We start from the raw sequence: 19605 nt of genomic DNA on the forward strand, positions 1-19605 counted from the left end.
CGCCTTGCCGGGGGACGAGCCCGCCGCTTCGCGGCGGATCTCTCCCGCCCACCCACCCGTTCACCCCGCAGCGGCTCCAGCTGCCGCAGGCCCCGCGGCCCCCGCTGTGGGCCGGCGTTCCGCAGGAGGGAACGGGTGGGCACAGCCCGCGATGCCGGGAGCCGATGAACCAAGCGCCCAGAAGACCGAGGGCCTCCTCCTCGGCCTCGCCGCAGGCGACGCCGCCGGTTGGCCCGCGGCCAGGCACCGTGCCGCCCGCATGCCCGAGTGGACCCGAAGACTCACCCGCGAACTGGACACCTTCGCCGAGCAGAACGCCACCACCACCCTCCCCGTCCCCATCGCCCTGAACCAGCCCCCGGAACCCTTGCGCCTCGGCCCCTCGGACGACGCCGAATGGGCGGCCTTCACCGCGGAGTCCCTGCTCCGTGCGGCGGACGGGACGCTCGGCCCTCAGCTGTCCCCGGACCGCCGGGTCCGCGCGGCGCTCGACCTCGCCTGGAACACCCTCGCCAGCGAGATCGCCGCGGCGGCGGCCCGCGCCCCCGAGGTCGAGTCCGCGGTGCTCCCCCTCCGCGCCCGCATCTCCGTACGGGCGGGCCTCGGCAACCTCGCCACCGGCCTGCGCCCGCCCGCCACCGGCCACGACAACCCGCACTTCTTCGACGACGCCGCCTGCGTACGCGCCTGCGTCCTCGCCCTCGTCCATCCTGGCGAGCCCGAACAGGCCGCCTCCCTGGCCGAGTTCGACGCCCGCTACACCCAGGACGGTGACGGCGTGCACGGCGCCCGCGCCATGGCCGCGGCGATCGCCGCGGCGCTCGGCGGCACGGACGTCGACGCGGCCGTGGACGCCGCTCTCGCCCAGCTCCCGGAGCACACCGAGATCGGCCGCAACGCCTGGCACGCCGTCAAGCTCGCCCGCAGCCAGCCGAAGGACGGCGCGTTCGGTCTCGTCCCGCTCCTGGAGCACCAGATCGTCGACCACGTCTACAGCTACGGCATCGCCGCCGCCGAGACCGTCCCGGTCGCCCTCGCCCTGACCACCGCGGCCCGCGGGCGCATCCGTGACGCCGTCCCCGCCGCCGCCTGCCTCTCCCGCGTCGCCGACTCGGCTCCCGCCCTGGCCGGCGCGCTGACCGGGGCGCTCGGCACGGCCACCGCCATCCCCGAGGCCTGGCGCGACGCCTGCCGCACCCTCTCCGGCTGCGCGCTCCCCCGGCTCGCGGGCACCGACCTGGTGGAACTCGCCGGGCACCTGGCAGCCACGGAACCGACCACTCCGGGAGGACAATTCCGACATGACGTCACCAACACCGCGGACCCCGGCCACTGAGCTGCTCACCTCCGACCTGCCCCTCTCCGAGCGGATCACCGCCTGCCTGGTCGGAGCAGCCGTGGGCGACGCCCTCGGCGGCCCCGTCGAGGGCTACTCCCCCGAGCAGATCGTCGAACGGCACGGCGGCCGCGTACACGGCATCGTCGGCCCCTGGAACGGCGACCAATGGCGCACGGCCCGCCCCATCGCGCCGTACCACAAGGGCGACGGACACGTCACCGACGACACCTTGATGACGCACGCGCTGATCCGCGTGTACGCGGCCGTCCGCGATCACTTGGACGCCTACGCGGTCGCCGACCATCTGGTCCCCGACCTCATGACGAACCCCCGCTGGATCCCGGAGCTGGAGACGGAGGCCATCCCGCTCCACCGCGTCTTCCTCGCCGAGAAGTGGATCGTCGCCCGCATCCACTACGGCCACGTCGACCCGCGCGAGGCGGGCACGGGAAACATCGTCAACTGCGGGGCCGCGATGTACATGGCCCCGGTCGGCCTGGTCAACGCGGCGAACCCGCGGGGTGCGTACGCCGAGGCCCTCGACGTCGCGGGCGCCCACCAGTCGTCGTACGGACGTGAGGCGGCCGCGGTCTTCGCGGCGGCGGTCGCGGCGGCCTGCGCGCCGGGCGCGACACCGACCTCGGTGATCGACACCGCGCTCTCCCTGGCGAAGGACGGCACGCGGGCCGCGATCGAGTCGGCGGCCGAAGTGGCGTCCCACCACCGGGACTTCGAGTCGGCGCTGGCCCCTCTGCGTACCGCGGTCATCCCCTTCGACACGGTCGGCCAGGACTACCGCGCTCCCTCGCTCGGGGCCCGGCGCCCCTCCCGCCTGCACTCCATCGAGGAGCTCCCGATCGCGCTCGGCATGCTCCTGGTGGGCGACGGCGACTACCGCCGTACGGTGCTCGGCTCGGTCAACTACGGCCGTGACTGCGACTCCATCGCGACCATGAGCGGCGCGATCGCCGGCGCGCTCGGCTCGGAGGCCCCGCCCGAGTGGTCCAAGACGGTCGCGGAGGCGAGCCGCCTGGACCTGCACGCCCCCGCGGCGACGCTCGCGGAGGTCACCCAGGAGGTCTTCGCCCGTGACGTACGCCGCCGCCGCGCCCACGAGTCGGCGTACGCGGCCCTGACGGCCACCCCATGATCCGCCTCACCTGGGTCCAGCCGGAGGACTTGGTGGGCCATGAACTCCGCCAGGCGCAGGAGGAGGGCCACGACGTCTCAGCGGTACGCTCCCGCTGGCTGGCCGCGGGCGGCCACTTGGCCCCGGCCAGAGCGGGCGCGTCCCCGACCCCGGCCGGCCCCCACCTCCGAGCACTGGCAGAACAGCTCCTCGACGAACTGCACGACGCCACCCACCGACCCGCACCGGAGAACAAGGCCCCGTGGCAGGCGGTTTCGGTAAGGGGCGCCCGCGCGCGAAGTGCGCTGATGGGGCACAGCGGGGGAAAAGAAGCCCTACGACACCGCCTGCACGCCGCCTGGCTAGGCAGAGCGGCAGGCTGCCTCCTGGGCAAGCCGGTGGAGAAGCTCCCCCTGACCGCCATCAGAAGCCTCGCCAAAGCAACAGGCAACTGGCCCCTCTCCACCTGGTTCACGGAGAAGGGCCTCCCCCTGGAGCTCAGGGAAGCCCACCCCTGGAACAAGCGCTCCGCAAAGACCTCCCTCGCCGAGAACATCGACGGCATGCCCGAGGACGACGACCTCAACTACCCCCTCCTCAACCTCCGGCTCCTGCAACGCCACGGCAGGGACTTCACCACCACGGACGTGGCGAAGCTCTGGCTGGACGAGCTCCCCGCGGCCCGTACCTTCACCGCCGAACGCATCGCCTACCGCAACCTCCTGGGCGGCATCGAGCCCCCGCACACCGCCACCCACCACAACCCCTTCCGCGAATGGATCGGCGCCCTCATCCGCGCCGACGTACACGGCTGGACCCACCCCGGCGCCCCCGCGGCGGCAGCCGACAGCGCGTACCGCGACGCGTGCCTCTCCCACACGGCCAACGGCGTGTACGGCGCGATGTTCGCGGCGGCCACCATCGCCGCGGCGGCGGCAGGCACCGGAGACGTCCACCACTGCCTCCGCACCGGCCTCACCGTCGTACCGCCCGACTCGCGCCTGTCCCGAGCCATCCAGCACGGCATCCAACTGGCGGGCACGACACCGGACTTCGATCGTGTCGTGGACGATCTGCACGCCGCCTACGGCCACCACCACTGGGTCCACGTCATCCCCAACGCCGCTCTCCTGTCCGCCGCCCTCACCCACGCCGACGGCGACTTCACCGGCTCCATCACCCGGGCGGTCTCCGGAGGGTGGGACACCGACTCGAACGGCGCTACCGCGGGTTCGATCGCGGGCCTGCTCGCGGGCCACCCGGACGCACTGCCCGACCGCTGGACGTCCCCGCTCAAGAACCGCGTCGCCAGCTCCGTCCCGGGCTTCGACGGCGCCGGTTTCGACACCCTCGCCGACCTCACCACCGAACTCGCCGAACCCGCCGATCTCGCCGGAATCCCTGAACTCGCCCAGGAGAGGCCCCACCCATGACCCACATCGCCGTGCTCGGCAGCACGAACATGGACCTCGTCGCGTACGTCGCCAAGGCACCGCAGCGCGGAGAGACCGTCACCGGGCGCGAGTTCCGCACGCTCCCCGGCGGCAAGGGCGCCAACCAGGCCGTCGCCGCGGCCCGCGCGGGCGCCGACGCCGTGTCGATGATCGGCGCGGTCGGCGCCGACGCCTTCGGCACCCAGCTGCGTGCGGCGCTCGAACACTCCGGTGTCGACACCGACCTGCTGCGCACCGTCGACACCGCGGCCACCGGCACCGCGCACATCGTGGTCGACGACGAGGGCGGCAACGCGATCGTCGTCATCCCCGGCGCCAACGCCACCCTCACCGCGCTCGCCCTCGGCGACGAGGGCCTGATCGCCTCCGCCGACACCCTCCTGCTCCAGCTCGAGATCCCCGTCGAGGGGGTGCTCGCCGCCGCGCAGGCCGCCCGCAGGCACGGCGTACGCACCATCCTCACCCCGGCGCCCGCCCAGCCCCTGCCTGCCGAACTCCTCGGCTCGATCGACCTGTTGGTGCCGAACGAGCACGAGGCGGCCACCCTCACCGGCCTGACCGACGCGCACGACGCCGCCCGCTCGCTCCTCTCCCAGGTCCCCGAAGTCGTCGTCACACTCGGCTCGCGCGGCAGCCTGTACGCAGCCAGGGGCGCCGAGCCGGTCATGGTCCAGGCCCCGCACGTCACCGCCGTGGACACCACCGGCGCGGGCGACACCTTCGTCGGCACCCTCGCGGTGGCGCTGGCCGAAGGCGGCTTGGTGCCGGACGCGCTCACGTGGGCGTCATCGGCCGCCGCGCTCTCCGTCCAGCGCCCGGGGGCGTCGGCGTCCATGCCGTTCCGCGCCGAGATCGACGCCCAGGCGAACGGGTCCCGGACGACGGACGGGTCCCCGACGAACGGCACGGCATCATGACCGCACCCCTCACCGGCCTGCGCGTCCTCGACCTGGCGACCCTCTTCGCGGGCCCGCTCGCCGCCACGATGCTCGGAGACTTCGGGGCGGAGGTCATCAAGGTCGAGCACCCGAGGAAGCCCGACCCGTCCCGTGGGCACGGCCCGTCCAAGGACGGCGTCGGCCTCTGGTGGAAGATCCTGGGCCGCAACAAGCGCACGATGACGCTCGATCTCTCCACTCCCGGCGGTCGCGCGACCCTCCTGCGCCTGGCCGCCACGGCGGACGTGATCGTCGAGAACTTCCGGCCGGGCACGCTGGAGAAGTGGGACCTGGGCTGGGAGGAGCTGAGCGGGGCGAACCCACGCCTCGTCCTGACCCGCGTCACGGGCTTCGGCCAGTTCGGCCCGTACTCCCGCCGCCCCGGCTTCGGCACCCTCGCGGAGGCGATGAGCGGTTTCGCCGCGATCACGGGCGAGCCGGACGGGCCGCCGACCCTGCCGCCCTTCGGCCTCGCCGACTCGATCGCCGGGCTCGCGACGGCGTACGCGGTGATGACGGCGCTCGCGGCCCGCGACCGGACGGGCAAGGGCCAGGTGGTGGACATGGCGATCATCGAGCCGATCCTCACGGTCCTCGGCCCGCAGCCGCTCTGGTACGACCAGCTCGGCCACGTGCAGCCCCGCACCGGCAACCGCTCCACCAACAACGCCCCCCGCAACACCTACCGCACCGCGGACGGCAGTTGGGTCGCCGTCTCCACCTCCGCCCAGTCGATCGCGGAGCGCGTGATGCGCCTGGTGGGCCGCCCGGAACTGATCACCGAACCCTGGTTCGCGACGGGCGCGGACCGCGCGGCCCACGCGGACGTGCTCGACGGGGCGGTCGGCGGCTGGATCGCCCTGCACACCCGCGCCGAGGTGATCGAGGCCTTCGAGAAGGCGGAGGCGGCGGTCGCCCCCATCCAGGACGTACGCGACGTGATGACCGATCCCCAGTACGCGGCCCTGGACACCGTCACCACGGTCGACGATCCGGAGCTCGGCCCGCTGCGCATGCAGAACGTCCTCTTCCGGCTCTCCGACACCCCGGGCTCGATCGGCTGGGCGGGCCGCCCGCACGGAGCGGACACGGAGCGGGTCCTGACCGAACTGGGCCTGACGGAAGGGGAGATCGCCGGGCTGCGCAAGGAGGGCGCCCTGTGAGGCAGACGCCTCTGACCTGGCTGTACGCGCCAGGAGACCGGCCGTCCGTGGTGGCGAAGGCGCTGCTCACGGGCGCCGACGCCGTCATCGTCGACCTGGAGGACGCGGTCGGCCCCGACCGCAAGGAGTACGCACGAGCGGCAACGGCCGAGCTGCTCTCCGAGCCCCCCGCCGTCCCGGTCCACGTCCGCGTGAACGCCCTGGACGGCCCCCTCGCCGAAGCCGACCTCGCGGCGATCGCGCACCTGCCCGGGGTGTCCGGTCTCCGCCTGCCCAAGGTGACCTGCCCCGCCGACGTCGTACGCGTCGCGGAGCGTTCGGCTCCCGCGGACGGCGGCGCCCCCGCCCTGCACGCCCTGATCGAATCGGCCGTCGGCCTGGAGCACGCCTTCGCCATCGCCACCGCGCACCCGGCCCTGCACGGGCTCTCCCTCGGCGAGGCGGACCTCCGCGCCGACCTGGGCGTACGTGACGACGCGGGGCTCGACTGGTCCCGCGCGCGCGTGGTGGTGGCCTCCCGAGCCGCGGGCCTGGCACCCCCCGCGCAGTCGGTGTACCCCGACATCCGGGACATCCAGGGCCTGGCGGCGTCCTGCGCGCACGGCCGCTCCCTGGGCTTCCTGGGCCGGGCGGCGATCCACCCCCGCCAGCTCCCCGCCATCGAACGCGCCTACCTCCCCACCCCGGAGGAGATCGACCACGCCGAGCAGATCGTCAAGGCGTCCACGACGGAGGCGGGCGCCCTGGCCCTCCCGGACGGCACGTTCGTGGACAAGGCCGTGGTGGACGGTGCGCGGCGGGTCCTGGAGCTGGCTCGGCGGCGGCCGTAGCCGCTCATGGAGGCGGGGCCACCGGATCAGTGATCCGGTGGCCCCGTCGACGTACCGAGGGAACGCGCGTCAGCCCTTCTTGGCGGACTCGGCTCCGGCTCCGTCCTTGCCCTTGTCGTCGTCCTTGTCCTTGTCCGTATCCGTGTCCTCGTCCTTGGGCGACGCGTCGCCCGAGGACTCCTCGCCCTCGGGCGCGGGCTCGACGATCTCCTCGCGCCCGGGGTGCTTCTTCGCGGAGAGGACGAAGTACACGACGGCGAGCACGAACACCGCGATGGCGGTCCAGACGTTCAGGCGCAGGCCGAGCACGTGGTGCGCGTCGTCGACCCGCATGTACTCGATCCAGCCGCGCCCGGCGCAGTACGAAGCGACGTACAGGGCGAACGCCCGGCCGTGTCCCAGCTTGAAGCGGCGGTCGGCCCAGATGACCAGGAAGCCGACACCGATGCACCAGAGGGACTCGTAGAGGAACGTCGGGTGGTACGTGCCGGGCACCCGGCCGTCCTCCGCCGACGTGATCTTCAGCGCCCACGGCAGATCCGTGGCCTTGCCGTACAGCTCCTGGTTGAACCAGTTGCCCCAGCGGCCGATCGCCTGGGCGAAGGCGATGCCGGGGGCGAGGGCGTCGGCCCAGGCCGGCAGCGGGATGCCGCGCCGACGACAGCCGATCCAGGCACCGACCGCGCCGAACGCGATCGCGCCCCAGATCCCGAGGCCGCCCTCCCAGATCTTGAAGGCGTCCACCCAGTCACGGCCCTCGCTGAAGTACAGCTGGTAGTCCGTGATCACGTGGTAGATACGCCCGCCGACGAGGCCGAACGGCACGGCCCAGACGGAGATGTCGGCCACGGTGCCTGGGCGGCCCCCGCGAGCGATCCACCGCTTGTTGCCGAGCCAGACGGCGACGAAGACGCCGATGATGATGCAGAACGCGTAGCCGCGCAGCGGAATGGGTCCGAGTTCGACCACACCGCGCGACGGGCTGGGAATGAAGGCAAGGTCCATGGCAGGTCCGACGCTACCGTGCCGGGTGGTGCCCGAGGCAACCAGCCCGGCTACGTCTCCATAACAGGACCCGCGGGCGGGGCCCCGGAAGACCCCGCTCCGCGAGGCCGCTAACCCCTGTTGGCTTCCTCGACCTTCGCCTTCAGCTTCGCCGGGGTCAGCGGATTCTTCTGGTCACCGAAGATGTTCTTGCCGTCGAGCAGCACGCTCGGCGTGCCCTGGAGGCCCGCCTCCTGGAAGGCCTTGTTCGACTTCTGGGCCCAGCTGTCGTGCTTGCCGTCGTCCACGCACTTCTTGAAGGAGTCGGTGACGAGGCCGTCCACCTTGCCCGCGAGCTCGATCAGCTTGCTGTTCTTGCTGAACGCGTCGTCCGCCTCCGCGGGCTGGTTCATGAACAGCACGTCGTGGTACGGGGTGAACTTCCCGGCGTCCTGGGCGCAGGCCGCGGCGTTGGCCGCGCGCAGGGAGCCGCTGCCGCCCATGTTCCCGTCGATGATCGTCGCGAGGTGATACTCGACCTTGAGCTGGCCCTTGTCGGTGAGCTCGTGGATCGTCTTGCGGTACATGTCCTCGAACTGCTTGCAGGCGGGGCAGCGGAAGTCCTCCCAGATGGTGAGGGTGGACTTGGCGCTGTCCTTGCCGACGGGGATCGCGAGCTGATCCTTCCCGGCCGCCCCCTGGGGGATCGACAAGGGACCCGAAGTGTCCTTGTCGTCACCTGAGTTGGCAGCGAGCAGACCAGCCACGGCGGCGAGCGCGAGCACGCCCACGACGGCGGCACTCACGATCAACACCCTGCGCTGCTTGTCCCGCGACTTCTGCCGCTCTCGCTCTTCCGCCAGCCGGTCGCGGGCCGCGCGCTTTCCCTCACGGTTCTTCTCACTCACACCCCGCCAACGAACCGGGGAGGCACGAGCGTGCCTCCCCGGTCCCAGGTCCACCCGTACGAGTTACGCGTTGCCGCGAACTCCCTGGGCGAGGTCACCCGCGAGCGCGCGGACGGCGGCGAGCCCGGCCGCCTCGTCCTCGGCGTCCAGCATCCGCTGGACGAACGCCGAGCCGACGATCACACCGTCGGCGAAGCCCGCGACCTCGGCGGCCTGGCGGGCGTTGGAGACGCCGAGGCCGACACAGACCGGCAGGTCGGTGGTGGCCTTGGTGCGCCGCACCAGTTCCTGCGCCTGCTCCCCCACGGACTCACGGGTGCCCGTGACGCCCATCAGCGACGCCGCGTAGACGAAGCCGGAACCGGCCGCGGTGATCGTGGCGAGCCGCTCGTCCTTGCTGCTCGGCGCGACGACGAAGACCGTCGCGAGGCCGTGCTTCTCGGCGTGCTCCCTCCACAGGCCCGACTCCTGGACGGGCAGGTCGGGCAGGATGCAGCCCGCGCCGCCCGCCTCGGCGAGCTCGGCGGTGAAGCGCTCGACGCCGTAGCGGTCGATGGGGTTCCAGTACGTCATGACGAGCACCGGCTTGCCCGTCGCCTCGTGGGCCTCGCGGACCGTGCGCATCACGTCGGCGATCTTCAGGCCCGCCTTGAGCGCGATGTCGTCGGCGGTCTGGATGACGGGGCCGTCGAGGACCGGGTCGCTGTGCGGAAGGCCGACCTCCACGACGTCGGCGCCGCCCTCGAAGACGGCCTTGATCGCCGCGATGCCGCCGTCCACGGTCGGGAACCCGGCCGGGAGGTAGGCGATGAGGGCGGAGCGCCCCTCTGCCTTCGCGGCTGCGAGGGTGTCGTTCAACAGCTGGATGTTGCCGCTCACTTGGCGTCTCCCTCGATCTCCGCGCCGGTGCCGGCCGCGTCCGCCTCGACGGCGGCGTCCGTGTCGTACAGGCCGAAGTAGCGGGCGGCCGTGTCCATGTCCTTGTCGCCGCGCCCGGACAGGTTGATGACCAGCAGCCCGTCCTTGCCGAGCTCCTTGCCGATGTCGAGCGCCCCGGCGAGCGCGTGGGCGCTCTCGATGGCCGGGATGATGCCCTCGGTGCGCGACAGGAGGCGCAGCGCCCGCATGGCCGCGTCGTCGGTGACGGCGCGGTACTCGCCGCGGCCGCTGTCCTTGAGGTAGGCGTGCTCGGGGCCGATGCCCGGGTAGTCGAGTCCGGCGGAGATCGAGTAGGGCTCGGTGATCTGCCCTTCCTCGTCCTGGAGGACGTACGACCGCGAGCCGTGCAGGATGCCGGGCTCACCGGCGGTCAGCGTGGCCGCGTGCTCGCCGGTCTCGACGCCGTGGCCCGCGGGCTCGCACCCGATGAGCCGGACGCCCGCGTCCGGGATGAAGGCGTGGAAGAGGCCGATGGCGTTCGAGCCGCCGCCCACGCAGGCGACGGCGGCGTCGGGGAGGCGCCCCGCGCGCTCGAGGATCTGGCGCCGCGCCTCCACCCCGATGACACGGTGGAAGTCGCGCACCATGGCGGGGAAGGGGTGCGGGCCCGCCACGGTCCCGAAGAGGTAGTGCGTGCGGTCGACGTTGGCGACCCAGTCGCGGAACGCCTCGTTGATGGCGTCCTTCAGGGTCCTGCTGCCGGACTTCACGGCGATGACCTCGGCGCCGAGCATGCGCATGCGGGCCACGTTCAGGGCCTGGCGCTCGGTGTCGATCTCGCCCATGTAGATGGTGCATTCGAGGCCGAAGAGCGCGCAGGCGGTGGCCGTGGCGACGCCGTGCTGGCCGGCGCCGGTCTCCGCGATGACGCGAGTCTTGCCCATGCGCTTGGTGAGCAGGGCCTGGCCGAGCACGTTGTTGATCTTGTGCGAGCCGGTGTGGTTCAGGTCCTCGCGCTTGAGGAAGACCCGTGCGCCACCGGCGTGTTCGGCGAACCGCGGCACCTCGGTGAGGCTGCTGGGGCGGCCGGTGTAGTTGACCAGGAGGTCGTCGAGCTCGCGGGCGAACTCGGGGTCGCTCTTCGCCTTGTCGTACTCGACGGCGACCTCGTCGACGGCGGCGACGAGGGCCTCCGGGATGAATTTGCCCCCGAACGCGCCGAAGTAGCCTTCGGCGGTGGGGATTTGACCCTCGGGGTCGGGGTGGAAGTACTCGCTGGACATGCCTCTACCTCACATGGCGGGAATGGGTGATCTGCGATGCGATCGCCCCCGCCAGGGGCGCGGGGAACTGCGCGAGCAAGCCCCACCGGGGTGAGGACGGCTACGCGCCGTGAAGGGCAGACGATTCGTCCGGCCGACGCGACGCCGTGGCTGGTCGCGCAGTTCCCCGCGCCCCTGACGGGGCGCTCGGCCATCGCATCCCGTTCACCTGACCCGGTTCATCGCCGATGACGTACCGCACCCTGCGGCCATGCACACGCCGCGCCGGCGCCCGGCAGCCGCGAGGGCGGCAGCCGGGTGCGAGGCGGACGGCGATGGCCATGGAGAGGGTCAGCTCCGTCCGTGACGGAGGGCGGGGTGCGCGCCCGCGGCGACCAGGTCGGAGACCGCGCCCTTCGGGTCGCGGCCGGTCACCAGGGACTCGCCCACGAGCACCGCGTCGGCGCCCGCGTTGGCGAACGCGATGAGGTCGTGCGGCCCGCGCACGCCGGACTCGGCGATCTTGACGACGCTGTCCGGCAGCTCGGGCGCCACGCGCTCGAAGGTGGAGCGGTCGACCTTCAGGGTCTTGAGGTCGCGGTTGTTGACGCCGACGATCCGCGCGCCCGCGTCCACGGCCCGCTCGGCCTCGTCCTCGTCGTGCACCTCGACGATCGGCGTGAGGCCGATCGACTGGGCGCGCTCGATGAGCGACTCCAGGGCGGGCTGCTCCAGGGCGGCCACGATCAGCAGGACGAGGTCGGCGCCGTACGCCCGTGCCTCCCACAGCTGGTACGAGGTGACGATGAAGTCCTTGCGGAGCACCGGGATGTCGACCTTGGCCCGGACGGCCTCCAGGTCGGCGAGCGAACCGCCGAAGCGGCGCTGTTCGGTGAGCACGGAGATGACGGCGGCGCCGCCCGCCTCGTAGTCGGCGGCGAGCCCGGCCGGGTCGGCGATCGCGGCGAGCGCGCCCTTGGACGGGCTGGAACGCTTGACCTCGCAGATGACCTTCACGCCGTCGCCGCGCAGCGCGGCGACCCCGTCCTTGGCCGCAGGAGCCTTCGCCGCGCGCTCCTTGAGCTCGTCGAGGCTGACGCGCGCCTGCCGTTCCGCGAGGTCGGCACGGACTCCGTCGATGATCTCGTCGAGCACACTCACGCGAGCGGCCCCCTTCCCTGACGGTGAAGCTGCTGTTTGCACCTCAAGCTGTTCGGCTGCCTCATCAGGCATTCCGATGGTCACTGCGATGGTATCCGCAGGAGGGCGAAGGCCCCGCATCCGGTTGACGCCAGTCCCACGTCCTGGACACCTTCTGGCCCCGCTGCCTGGGCTTTCTCGGCATTCAGGGATGCAGCCATGCCCCGAACGGCAGATTGCGTACGAGGGTGAACACCGCGATGAGCACCCCGATCCCGTACAGCTGTGCGGGGCCCAACTCGATCCGCAACCGTCGTCCGCGCACCGCGCGGGCCGCCCAGAGGGTCCACAGGACCGCGAAGACGCCGTACCCGACGACGGCGAGCGCGTTGGCGCCCAGTGCCGTGGTGATGTCGCCGTGGACGAAGGCGTGTGCGCTGCGCAGGCCGCCGCAGCCGGGGCAGAACACGCCGGTGAGCTGAAGCAGCGGGCAGGCGGGGTAGTGGCCGGGCTCGTTCGGGTCGACCGTCCCGACGTAGGTGAAGGCGGCGATCACCGAGCCGAGCACACCGATGGGCACGGCGAGGCGCCGCAGTGCGGGGCCGGCGGAGGGTGCCGCGCTCTCGGGTTCGGCGTTCACCCGATGCATTGTGCCCCTCGGCAACGGCCTTCGCCCGGCGGCGAGCACGAAGGGAGACACGGAAGGAGGCGGCCCCGGCACCTGCCGGACCCGCCTCCCGCGTACGTCGGTGGAACTCAGCCCTCGGAGTGCGCGAGCTGCCCCGTCTGCTGCTGCGGGCTGCGCTTGGGCTGGCCGAGGCCCGCGGCGCGCATGATCATGCCCACGACGCCACCGGCGGCGATGATGACCATGCCGGCCCAGAAGCCGAGCGGGTTGGCCATGACCATGAAGGCACCCGAAACGCAGAAACCGATGAAGGCGATGATGACACCGGTCCAGGCGGCCGGGGTGTGTCCGTGGCTCGTGCCCGCCATGACTTGCTCCTCGTTGCTGTATGCGTGGTGGTGGTGATGCGTGGTGGTGAGTGCGTGGGGTGAGCCGAACACTCACCGGCACATTGTCCCGTACTCACGCGCGTGGCGTGAGCGCGGGGTCATGCCTCGCGCGTGGGGTCCTCGCCGCGGTCGAGGGCCTTCCACAGGTCTTCGGGACGGTCCGGGTCCACCTTCGGCGCCTTGCGCGGGCGCGGCGCGCCGTCACGTTCATAGCGTCCCGACATGGCGGGCCAGTTGCGGCCGTACGTCAGGGCGAGCAGACCGGCGATCAGGATGAGCGCGCCCGCGGCCGCCGCGGCGTACGGCCAGGCGGTGTGGCTGAGATCACCGATCGTGGCGGCGGCGTCGCCGGAGGCCTCGGCGGCCTTCTCGTCGAGCGCGCCGCTGTCGTTCGCGGCGAGGAGAGCCGCGGCCACGGTGCCCGCGCCGCTCAGCGCGAGCAGCAGTGCCACGAGCATCCGCCCGGCCTTACGGACGGCGAAGACGGCGACGAGCGCGGCCAGGCCCACTATCGCGAGGGCCGCGGGCACGCCCGTGACATCGCTGCCCGTGGCGCTCAGCGGCAGATCGCCGCCCGCCACCGAAGCGGTGCCCTTCGCCCAGGTCTGGCGGGACGCGAGCAAGGCGAGGGCCGCGCCGACCGCGCCGGACAACAGGGCGACGGCGATGCTGCGCCGGCCGCTGCGCTGGGCCCGTGTCTCGGGCTCGGCGTCGGCCTCGGCGGCATCGGCGGCCTGGGTGCGGGGCGGAGGTACGGCAGAAGTCACCCCTCCACTATCCCTCACGTCCATCGGGGCGACGCAGCCGGTTCGCCGTGTGGATGGCCCGCAGGACGGCCGCCGCCTTGTTGCGGCACTCGGTGTCCTCGGCGACCGGGTCGGAGTCGGCGACGACCCCGGCCCCGGCCTGCACGTATGCCGTGCCGTCACGCAGGAGAGCGGTGCGGATGGCGATGGCGGTGTCGGAGTCGCCCGCGAAGTCGAGATATCCGACACAGCCGCCGTACAGCCCGCGCCGGGAGGGCTCGAGCTCGTCGATGATCTGCATCGCGCGGGGCTTGGGGGCGCCGGAGAGGGTGCCCGCGGGGAAGCAGGCGGTGAGGACGTCGAAGGCGGTGCGGCCCTCGGCGACCTGTCCGGTGACCGTCGACACGATGTGCATGACGTGGGAGTACCGCTCGATGGACATGAAGTCGACGACCTCGACCGAGCCGGGCTCGCAGACGCGCCCCAGGTCGTTGCGGCCCAGGTCGACGAGCATCAGGTGCTCGGCCCGCTCCTTGGGGTCGGCGAGCAGCTCGTCGGCGAGGGCCTGGTCCTCCTGCGGGGTCGCGCCGCGCGGCCGGGTGCCCGCGATGGGGTGCACCATGGCACGCCCGTCCTCGACCTTGACGAGGGCCTCGGGCGACGACCCGACCACGTCGAAGCCGTCGAGGCGGAAGAGGTACATGTACGGCGACGGATTGGTGGCCCGCAGCACGCGGTAGACGTCCAACGCGCTTGCTTCACAGGGGGTTTCGAAGCGCTGCGAGGGGACGACCTGGAAGGCCTCGCCCGCGCGGATGCGCTCCTTGATGTCCTCGACGGCCTCTTGGTACTGCTCGCCGCCCCACAGCGCGGTGTACGGCGGGAGCTCGGAGGGCGGCAGGGCCGCAGGGGGCTGGGAGACGGCCCGCGACAGGTCACTCTCCATGGCGTCGAGCCGGGCGACCGCGTCGGCGTACGCCTCGTCGACGCCGGTCTCCAGGTCGTTGTGGTTGATCGCGTTGGCGATCAGGAGCACGGACCCGTCCCAGTGGTCGAGGACGGCGAGGTCGCTGGTGAGCAGCATGGTCAGCTCGGGCAGCTTGAGGTCGTCCCGCTCACCGGGGCCGATCTTCTCCAGGCGCCGCACGATGTCGTAGCCGAGGTACCCGACCATCCCGCCGGTGAAGGGCGGCATCCCGGACGCCAGGTCGCGCGGGGTGTGCAGGGCCTCGACGGTGGCACGCAGGGCGTCGAGCGGGTCGCCGGAGGTGGGGACGCCGACGGGCGGGGTGCCCAGCCAGTGGGCCTCGCCGTCGCGGCTGGTGAGGGTGGCGGCGCTGCGGACGCCGACGAAGGAGTAACGGGACCACGACCGGCCGTTCTCGGCGGACTCCAGGAGGAACGTGCCGGGCCGCTCTGCGGCGAGCTTGCGGTAGAGCCCGACGGGAGTGTCGCCGTCCGCGAGAAGCCTGCGGCTGACGGGGATCACTCGGCGGTCGCTCGCGAGCTTGCGGAAGGTCTCGAGATCCATGGGAGGAGCTTACGGCCGTGCGGGTTGCCGACGGTGTCGCGGGCCGACGGGCGCGGTGTCTGCCACTAGAACAGGACGATGACCAACCGCCGTATGCTGCCCGCGTTCGCCCTCCTCCTCGCCTCGACCGCGTTCGCGGCCGCCGCACCCGGGCCCGTGGTGTGGCCCGCCCCCGAGGACGTACCCGAGCGGGTCCGGGCCGCGGGCCTGGAGATGCTCGACTCCGAGGCGATGGACATGCACATCCACACCACCCTGAGGGTGTACGCGGGCGGCAGTCCCGTCACGGTCCCCGCGGACATCGGCATCGACCGCTCGGGGCCCGAGCCCCGCTACAGCCCGCTGCACACACACGACACCAGCGGCACCCTGCACGTGGAGTCGGAGGAGTGGCGCGACTTCACGCTGGGTCAGTTCATGACGGAGTGGGGCGTGAGCGGCGTACGGGAGAGGTGCCGCGCCGATGTCGCCGGGCGGGCCTCGGCCGGCGACCCGTCCCGCATCGTGCTGCGGGACGGCGAGACAATCACGCTCCGATGCCGGTGAAGGTGACCGGGAGGGAGTCGGCGTCGAAGCACGTGCGGGTGCCCGTGTGACAGGCGGCGCCGATCTGGTCGACCTGGACCAGGACGGTGTCCGCGTCGCAGTCGAGGGCCACGGACTTCACGTACTGGAAGTGGCCGGACGTGTCGCCCTTGACCCAGTACTCCTGACGGCTGCGCGACCAGTAGGTGCAGCGCCCCGTGGTGAGCGTGCGGTGCAACGCCTCGTCGTCCATCCAGCCCAGCATCAGCACCTCGCCGGTGTCGTACTGCTGGGCGATCGCGGGGACGAGGCCGTCCGCGCCGCGCTTGAGGCGGGCGGCGATCTCGGGGTCGAGGCTGCTGGGCGGGGGCGTGGCGGTCATGAGGCCATTGTGCCGCGCTTCGGGGAGTCGCAGGCCCCCGTCCACTGGGCGGGCGGGGTGAGCGGTCGTACGCTGGATGGCATGTCGACCCATGCCAAGCGTGAACGACTTCTCCTTGCCGATCTGTTGGAGGCGGAGGGCCCTGATGCCCCCACTCTCTGCGAGGGCTGGAACACCCGTGACCTCGCCGCCCATGTGGTGGTCCGCGAGCGCCGCGCGGACGCCGCGGGCGGGCTTCTCATCAAGCAGCTGGCCTCGCGCCTGGAACGTGTGCAGGCCGAGTTCGCCGCGAAGCCGTACGAGGAACTGATCCAGCTGATCAGGACGGGACCGCCGCGCTTCTCCCCCTTCTCCCTCAAGCAGATCGACGAGGCGTCCAACGCCGTCGAGTTCTACGTCCACACCGAGGACGTGCGGCGGGCCCGGCCCGACTGGACGCCGCGCGAACTCGACCCGGTCTTCTCGGACACCCTGTGGTCCCGCCTCGAGCGGATGGCCCGCCTGGTGGGCCGCAAGGCGCCGGTGGGCGTGGTCCTGCGGCGCCCCGACGGCCAGACGGTCGTGGCGCACCGCGGCACTCCGGTGGTGACGGTGACCGGAGAGCCGTCCGAACTGGTGATGTTCGCCCACGGACGGCAGGACGCGGCCAACGTCGAACTGGAAGGTGACAAGGACGCGATCGCCAAACTGCACGAGACGAAACAGCTGGGCATCTGATGATCCGGGTCGCGATGACCGGCGTCTATGTCGACGACGTGGCCAGGGCCCACGCCTTCTACACGGACGTACTGGGCTTCGAGACCCGGAGTCACGTGGTGCCCGGGGGCGGGTCGCCCTTCGTCACGGTGGGCGCGGCGGGCGGTCACAACGACGTCGAGCTGCTCCTGGAACCGGGCGAGGGCCCCATCGCGGAGCCCTACCGCAAGGCGTTGCACGAGGCGGGGATCCCCTGCATCGTCCTCGGGGTCGACGACGTGCGGGCCGAGCACGACCGGCTCGTCGGCCTGGGGGTGAGATTCGCTCACGGCCCCGAGAAACAGGGCCCGGTGATCACAGCGGTGCTCGATGACACGGTGGGGAACCTGGTGCAACTGATGCAGGACACGCCCGCGACGTAACGACGCCCCCCACCACCCTGACGACCGAGCACCGCTGCGACCACCCGCAACAGACACCCGATCCACCGCGCCGCGCCCGCCTCAGGGCCGCGGCGCGGCGCAAGGCGCGGGAGCACAGCCCGCAGACTGGCGAGCCCACAGCCTCCCGCGCCGAGGCGAAGACCAGGGCCACGTGCCCCGGCCGCTCCACGCCTCAACCCCAGCAGCAAGCACGCCGGTGACGCCATGGCCCAGCCGACCGCGCCGCGAACAGCCTCACCCCCCCGGCAGCGCGCGCGGTAGCTCGGTGCCGCGCAAAGTGCGGGAGCACAGGCCCAGGGCTCCGCCCGCCGCGCTCACCGTCGCGCTTGCCGCGAACACCGGTTCGATGCCCCAGGTGCCGATCGCCGCGCCGACCACGGGGAACGTCATGGGGGCGATGCCCACCGTGAAGAGTGTCGCCACCGAGGTGACGCGGCCCAGGTAGGCGGGCTCGGTGACCGTCTGCAGCAGGGCTCCGATCAGCGCGCCACCGAGGCCGGTGCACAGGCCGACGCAGAGTCCGGCCACCGCCGCGGCGGCGACCGACGGGGCGAAGCCGATCGCGCCCAGCGCGACGGAGCCCGCCACCACTGCCCAGGACTGCACGGCTCCGGCCCGCCCGATGCGCCCCCGCACGGCGAGCAGCAGCGCCGCCGCACCGGCGCCGACGCCGAAGCCCCCCACCGTCCACGCCATACCGGCGGCGCCCCAGCCCCGTTCGTCGGCGAGGAGGACGACGCCGATGTTGGCGGGCCCGGCGAAGCCCAGCTCCATCACCGCCGCCACCAGGAGCAGCGGCGCGAGCACACGGTGTCCGCGGATGTACCGCAGCCCGCCCACGAGCTGGCGCCAGGCGCTCTCGGCCGTCCCCGCCTCCTCGTCCGGGGCGAGCGGCCGGACACGTACCGCCATCAGCAGCACGAGCGACACCGCGAAGAGCACGCCCGCCACACCGAACCCCGCCGCCGGCCCGCCCATCGCCACCGCGAGGCCGCCCAAGGGCGCGGCGGCGACCGTGGCGACGCGTTGCGCGAACCCCCGCATGCCCTGCACCCGGCCGAGTTGCCCCGGTGCGGTGATACGCGTGGGCAGGGCGCCGACGCTCGGCAGGAACAGGGCGTCGACGGCGCCGAAGACCAGGGCGACGAGGACCAGGAGCCAGATCCCGGGAGCGGTCACCAGGAGCAGCACGGTCACGGCGAGGATCACCGCGCAGCGCACCGCGTCGCTCCCGATGACCACCCTGCGGGGCCCGAAGCGGTCGGCGATCACGCCACCGCCGAGCATGAGCACGGCGCGCGGCACGGAGCCCACGGCGAGGACGAGTCCGGCCTGCGCGGGGCTGCCGCTGCGGGCGGCGGCCCAGGACAGCGCCACGAAGTAGACGCTGTCGCCGACCATCGACGCCGTGTAGGCGCTCAGCCAGCGCAGGACGTTGCCGTCACGGTGAGCGGGCTTCTCAGGCCTCTCGGTGGCGGGAGCCGTGCGTATGCCGGTGGTGGTCACGTGGGCAGCCTTCTCAGAGCCGGAAGGGGAAGCTGGCCAGATGCAGCGCGACGTTCTCGCGCCCCTCGGTGTCGCCCGCCGCCTCGGCGGCCTTGCCCTGCTCCTCGTACGTCTTGATCAGGGCGTGGATCTCGGCGTTGAGGCGGGTGAGCTCGGCGGGGTTCAGGCGGGCGAGGAAGTCGGACTGGTCGGCCGCCAGGCGCCACTCCTCGCCCCAGGCCGCCTGCTGGTCGAGGTAGGTCTCGTACTGCTCGTGGCGCTGCGCGATGAGGGTCCGTACGACCGAGGTATGCACGGCGGCGCCCTCGGGGGTGTCCTTGAAGTCTTCGTGGTGGAAGCTCAGGTTGTCCTGCGCGGCCCGCCACCATCGCTCCCGCGCGTCCCCGCTCTGCGCCCCGGCCTCTTCGATGAGGCCGTGCTCGGCGAGCTTGCGCAGGTGGTAGCTGACCAGCGAGACCGCCTCGTCGACCTGGGCTGCGACCTGTGAGGCGGTCGTCGGGCCCGTCACGCGCAGGGTGCCGTAGACCTTCAGCCGCAGAGGGTGCGCGAAGGCCTTCAGTGTGCCGACATCGGTGATCCTGCGGGTTCTGCGGCGGGTCGGAGGCTCCTGCTTGTCGTCCATGCGCCTCACCGTAGGTACGAAAGGAAAGTTGCGCAATATAAATTGCGCAACTTTCCCTTCCCAACTGGGCAAGGCAAAGCCCTGGCCACCCAGTGACCAGGGCTTACGCAC

General features: G+C 72.3%; 21 protein-coding genes and 1 pseudogene. 9 read left to right on the plus strand and 13 right to left on the minus strand.

Annotation, left to right across the window (positions count from 1 at the left end):
* The first annotated feature begins 151 nt into the window (after positions 1–151).
* Genes AB0I94_RS00320 through AB0I94_RS00345 form a run of 6 tightly spaced genes read left to right on the plus strand, consistent with a single transcriptional unit; the run spans position 152 to position 6853 of the window.
* Positions 152–1336, plus strand: a complete 1185-nt coding sequence (locus AB0I94_RS00320; protein WP_363307118.1) for an ADP-ribosylglycohydrolase family protein — start codon at positions 152–154, stop codon at positions 1334–1336.
* A complete protein-coding gene (locus AB0I94_RS00325) occupies positions 1302–2489 on the plus strand; it encodes an ADP-ribosylglycohydrolase family protein (protein ID WP_363307119.1) in 1188 nt (395 codons plus the stop codon). The genes AB0I94_RS00320 and AB0I94_RS00325 overlap by 35 nt, the downstream gene beginning before the upstream one ends.
* Positions 2486–3901: an ADP-ribosylglycohydrolase family protein gene (locus AB0I94_RS00330; RefSeq protein WP_363307120.1), complete on the plus strand. Its 1416-nt coding sequence runs from the start codon at positions 2486–2488 to the stop codon at positions 3899–3901. The genes AB0I94_RS00325 and AB0I94_RS00330 overlap by 4 nt, the downstream gene beginning before the upstream one ends.
* Positions 3898–4839, plus strand: a complete 942-nt coding sequence (gene rbsK / locus AB0I94_RS00335; RefSeq protein WP_363307121.1) for a ribokinase — start codon at positions 3898–3900, stop codon at positions 4837–4839. Before AB0I94_RS00330 ends, rbsK begins: the two co-directional genes overlap by 4 nt.
* Positions 4836–6023, plus strand: a complete 1188-nt coding sequence (locus AB0I94_RS00340; protein ID WP_363307122.1) for a CoA transferase — start codon at positions 4836–4838, stop codon at positions 6021–6023. Before rbsK ends, AB0I94_RS00340 begins: the two co-directional genes overlap by 4 nt.
* Positions 6020–6853 (plus strand): CoA ester lyase, encoded by an 834-nt coding sequence (locus AB0I94_RS00345; RefSeq protein ID WP_363307123.1) that lies wholly within the window; start codon positions 6020–6022, stop codon positions 6851–6853. The genes AB0I94_RS00340 and AB0I94_RS00345 overlap by 4 nt, the downstream gene beginning before the upstream one ends.
* A 69-nt stretch (positions 6854–6922) precedes the next feature.
* Here AB0I94_RS00345 and lgt read toward each other — a convergent pair whose 3' ends face one another.
* The 10 genes and pseudogenes from lgt to AB0I94_RS00395 form a co-directional block, all read right to left on the minus strand.
* Positions 6923–7858, minus strand: coding sequence for a prolipoprotein diacylglyceryl transferase (gene lgt, locus AB0I94_RS00350; protein ID WP_363307124.1), 936 nt, complete (start codon positions 7856–7858; stop codon positions 6923–6925).
* Between the two features lie 110 nt (positions 7859–7968).
* On the minus strand, positions 7969–8745 hold the full coding sequence (locus AB0I94_RS00355; protein ID WP_363307125.1) for a thioredoxin domain-containing protein: 777 nt from the start codon (positions 8743–8745) through the stop codon (positions 7969–7971).
* Positions 8746–8808: 63 nt separating this feature from the next.
* Positions 8809–9624 carry a tryptophan synthase subunit alpha gene (gene trpA / locus AB0I94_RS00360; RefSeq protein ID WP_363307126.1) on the minus strand — a complete coding sequence of 272 codons (816 nt, stop codon included), beginning with the start codon at positions 9622–9624 and terminating at the stop codon, positions 8809–8811.
* The gene (gene trpB, locus AB0I94_RS00365) at positions 9621–10907 is read right to left on the minus strand and encodes a tryptophan synthase subunit beta (protein ID WP_363307127.1); all 1287 of its coding nucleotides are present in this window, start codon (positions 10905–10907) and stop codon (positions 9621–9623) included. The genes trpA and trpB overlap by 4 nt, the downstream gene beginning before the upstream one ends.
* 100 nt (positions 10908–11007) lie before the next feature.
* Positions 11008–11214, minus strand: a pseudogene (locus AB0I94_RS00370) (hypothetical protein); the annotation flags it as partial.
* Positions 11215–11237: 23 nt separating this feature from the next.
* Positions 11238–12047, minus strand: coding sequence for an indole-3-glycerol phosphate synthase TrpC (gene trpC, locus AB0I94_RS00375; protein WP_363307128.1), 810 nt, complete (start codon positions 12045–12047; stop codon positions 11238–11240).
* 184 nt (positions 12048–12231) lie between these two features.
* Entirely contained in the window at positions 12232–12675 is a 444-nt protein-coding gene (locus AB0I94_RS00380) for a DUF2752 domain-containing protein (RefSeq protein ID WP_363307129.1), read from the minus strand.
* A gap of 107 nt (positions 12676–12782) precedes the next feature.
* Entirely contained in the window at positions 12783–13022 is a 240-nt protein-coding gene (locus tag AB0I94_RS00385; RefSeq protein WP_363307130.1) for an HGxxPAAW family protein, read from the minus strand.
* A gap of 119 nt (positions 13023–13141) precedes the next feature.
* Positions 13142–13810: a TIGR02234 family membrane protein gene (locus AB0I94_RS00390; RefSeq protein WP_363307131.1), complete on the minus strand. Its 669-nt coding sequence runs from the start codon at positions 13808–13810 to the stop codon at positions 13142–13144.
* A gap of 7 nt (positions 13811–13817) precedes the next feature.
* The gene (locus AB0I94_RS00395) at positions 13818–15320 is read right to left on the minus strand and encodes an anthranilate synthase component I (protein ID WP_363307132.1); all 1503 of its coding nucleotides are present in this window, start codon (positions 15318–15320) and stop codon (positions 13818–13820) included.
* A 78-nt stretch (positions 15321–15398) separates the two neighbouring features.
* Here AB0I94_RS00395 and AB0I94_RS00400 point away from each other — a divergent pair, with 78 nt between their 5' ends.
* Positions 15399–15866 carry a hypothetical protein gene (locus AB0I94_RS00400; RefSeq protein WP_363307133.1) on the plus strand — a complete coding sequence of 156 codons (468 nt, stop codon included), beginning with the start codon at positions 15399–15401 and terminating at the stop codon, positions 15864–15866.
* Here the strand turns inward: AB0I94_RS00400 and hisI are convergent.
* Entirely contained in the window at positions 15847–16227 is a 381-nt protein-coding gene (gene hisI / locus AB0I94_RS00405; RefSeq protein WP_363307134.1) for a phosphoribosyl-AMP cyclohydrolase, read from the minus strand. The genes AB0I94_RS00400 and hisI overlap by 20 nt on opposite strands.
* A gap of 81 nt (positions 16228–16308) precedes the next feature.
* Between hisI and AB0I94_RS00410 the strand changes: the two genes are divergently transcribed.
* Positions 16309–16944 carry a TIGR03085 family metal-binding protein gene (locus AB0I94_RS00410; protein ID WP_363307135.1) on the plus strand — a complete coding sequence of 212 codons (636 nt, stop codon included), beginning with the start codon at positions 16309–16311 and terminating at the stop codon, positions 16942–16944.
* Complete coding sequence (locus tag AB0I94_RS00415) at positions 16944–17345, plus strand: VOC family protein (RefSeq protein ID WP_363307136.1); 402 nt, start codon at positions 16944–16946, stop codon at positions 17343–17345. The genes AB0I94_RS00410 and AB0I94_RS00415 overlap by 1 nt, the downstream gene beginning before the upstream one ends.
* A 255-nt stretch (positions 17346–17600) precedes the next feature.
* Here the strand turns inward: AB0I94_RS00415 and AB0I94_RS00420 are convergent, their stop codons facing one another.
* Both AB0I94_RS00420 and AB0I94_RS00425 read right to left on the minus strand, forming a co-directional pair.
* Entirely contained in the window at positions 17601–18872 is a 1272-nt protein-coding gene (locus AB0I94_RS00420; protein WP_363307137.1) for an MFS transporter, read from the minus strand.
* A gap of 13 nt (positions 18873–18885) precedes the next feature.
* Positions 18886–19494 (minus strand): helix-turn-helix domain-containing protein, encoded by a 609-nt coding sequence (locus AB0I94_RS00425; RefSeq protein WP_363307138.1) that lies wholly within the window; start codon positions 19492–19494, stop codon positions 18886–18888.
* Positions 19495–19605: the final 111 nt, after the last annotated feature.

Source organism: Streptomyces sp. NPDC050147 (assembly GCF_040660195.1).
GTDB lineage: Bacteria > Actinomycetota > Actinomycetes > Streptomycetales > Streptomycetaceae > Streptomyces.

What these genes read in the sequence shown, in the direction of transcription:
- AB0I94_RS00320 (WP_363307118.1), top strand. Translation starts at nt 152, where the DNA reads ATGCCGGGAGCCGATGAACCAAGCGCCCAGAAGACCGAGGGCCTCCTC.
- AB0I94_RS00325 (WP_363307119.1), top strand. Translation starts at nt 1,302, where the DNA reads ATGACGTCACCAACACCGCGGACCCCGGCCACTGAGCTGCTCACCTCC.
- AB0I94_RS00330 (WP_363307120.1), top strand. Translation starts at nt 2,486, where the DNA reads ATGATCCGCCTCACCTGGGTCCAGCCGGAGGACTTGGTGGGCCATGAA.
- rbsK (WP_363307121.1), top strand. Translation starts at nt 3,898, where the DNA reads ATGACCCACATCGCCGTGCTCGGCAGCACGAACATGGACCTCGTCGCG.
- AB0I94_RS00340 (WP_363307122.1), top strand. Translation starts at nt 4,836, where the DNA reads ATGACCGCACCCCTCACCGGCCTGCGCGTCCTCGACCTGGCGACCCTC.
- lgt (WP_363307124.1), bottom strand. Translation starts at nt 7,858, where the DNA reads ATGGACCTTGCCTTCATTCCCAGCCCGTCGCGCGGTGTGGTCGAACTC.
- trpB (WP_363307127.1), bottom strand. Translation starts at nt 10,907, where the DNA reads ATGTCCAGCGAGTACTTCCACCCCGACCCCGAGGGTCAAATCCCCACC.
- AB0I94_RS00380 (WP_363307129.1), bottom strand. Translation starts at nt 12,675, where the DNA reads ATGCATCGGGTGAACGCCGAACCCGAGAGCGCGGCACCCTCCGCCGGC.
- AB0I94_RS00385 (WP_363307130.1), bottom strand. Translation starts at nt 13,022, where the DNA reads ATGGCGGGCACGAGCCACGGACACACCCCGGCCGCCTGGACCGGTGTC.
- AB0I94_RS00395 (WP_363307132.1), bottom strand. Translation starts at nt 15,320, where the DNA reads ATGGATCTCGAGACCTTCCGCAAGCTCGCGAGCGACCGCCGAGTGATC.
- AB0I94_RS00400 (WP_363307133.1), top strand. Translation starts at nt 15,399, where the DNA reads ATGACCAACCGCCGTATGCTGCCCGCGTTCGCCCTCCTCCTCGCCTCG.
- hisI (WP_363307134.1), bottom strand. Translation starts at nt 16,227, where the DNA reads ATGACCGCCACGCCCCCGCCCAGCAGCCTCGACCCCGAGATCGCCGCC.
- AB0I94_RS00410 (WP_363307135.1), top strand. Translation starts at nt 16,309, where the DNA reads ATGTCGACCCATGCCAAGCGTGAACGACTTCTCCTTGCCGATCTGTTG.
- AB0I94_RS00415 (WP_363307136.1), top strand. Translation starts at nt 16,944, where the DNA reads ATGATCCGGGTCGCGATGACCGGCGTCTATGTCGACGACGTGGCCAGG.
- AB0I94_RS00425 (WP_363307138.1), bottom strand. Translation starts at nt 19,494, where the DNA reads ATGGACGACAAGCAGGAGCCTCCGACCCGCCGCAGAACCCGCAGGATC.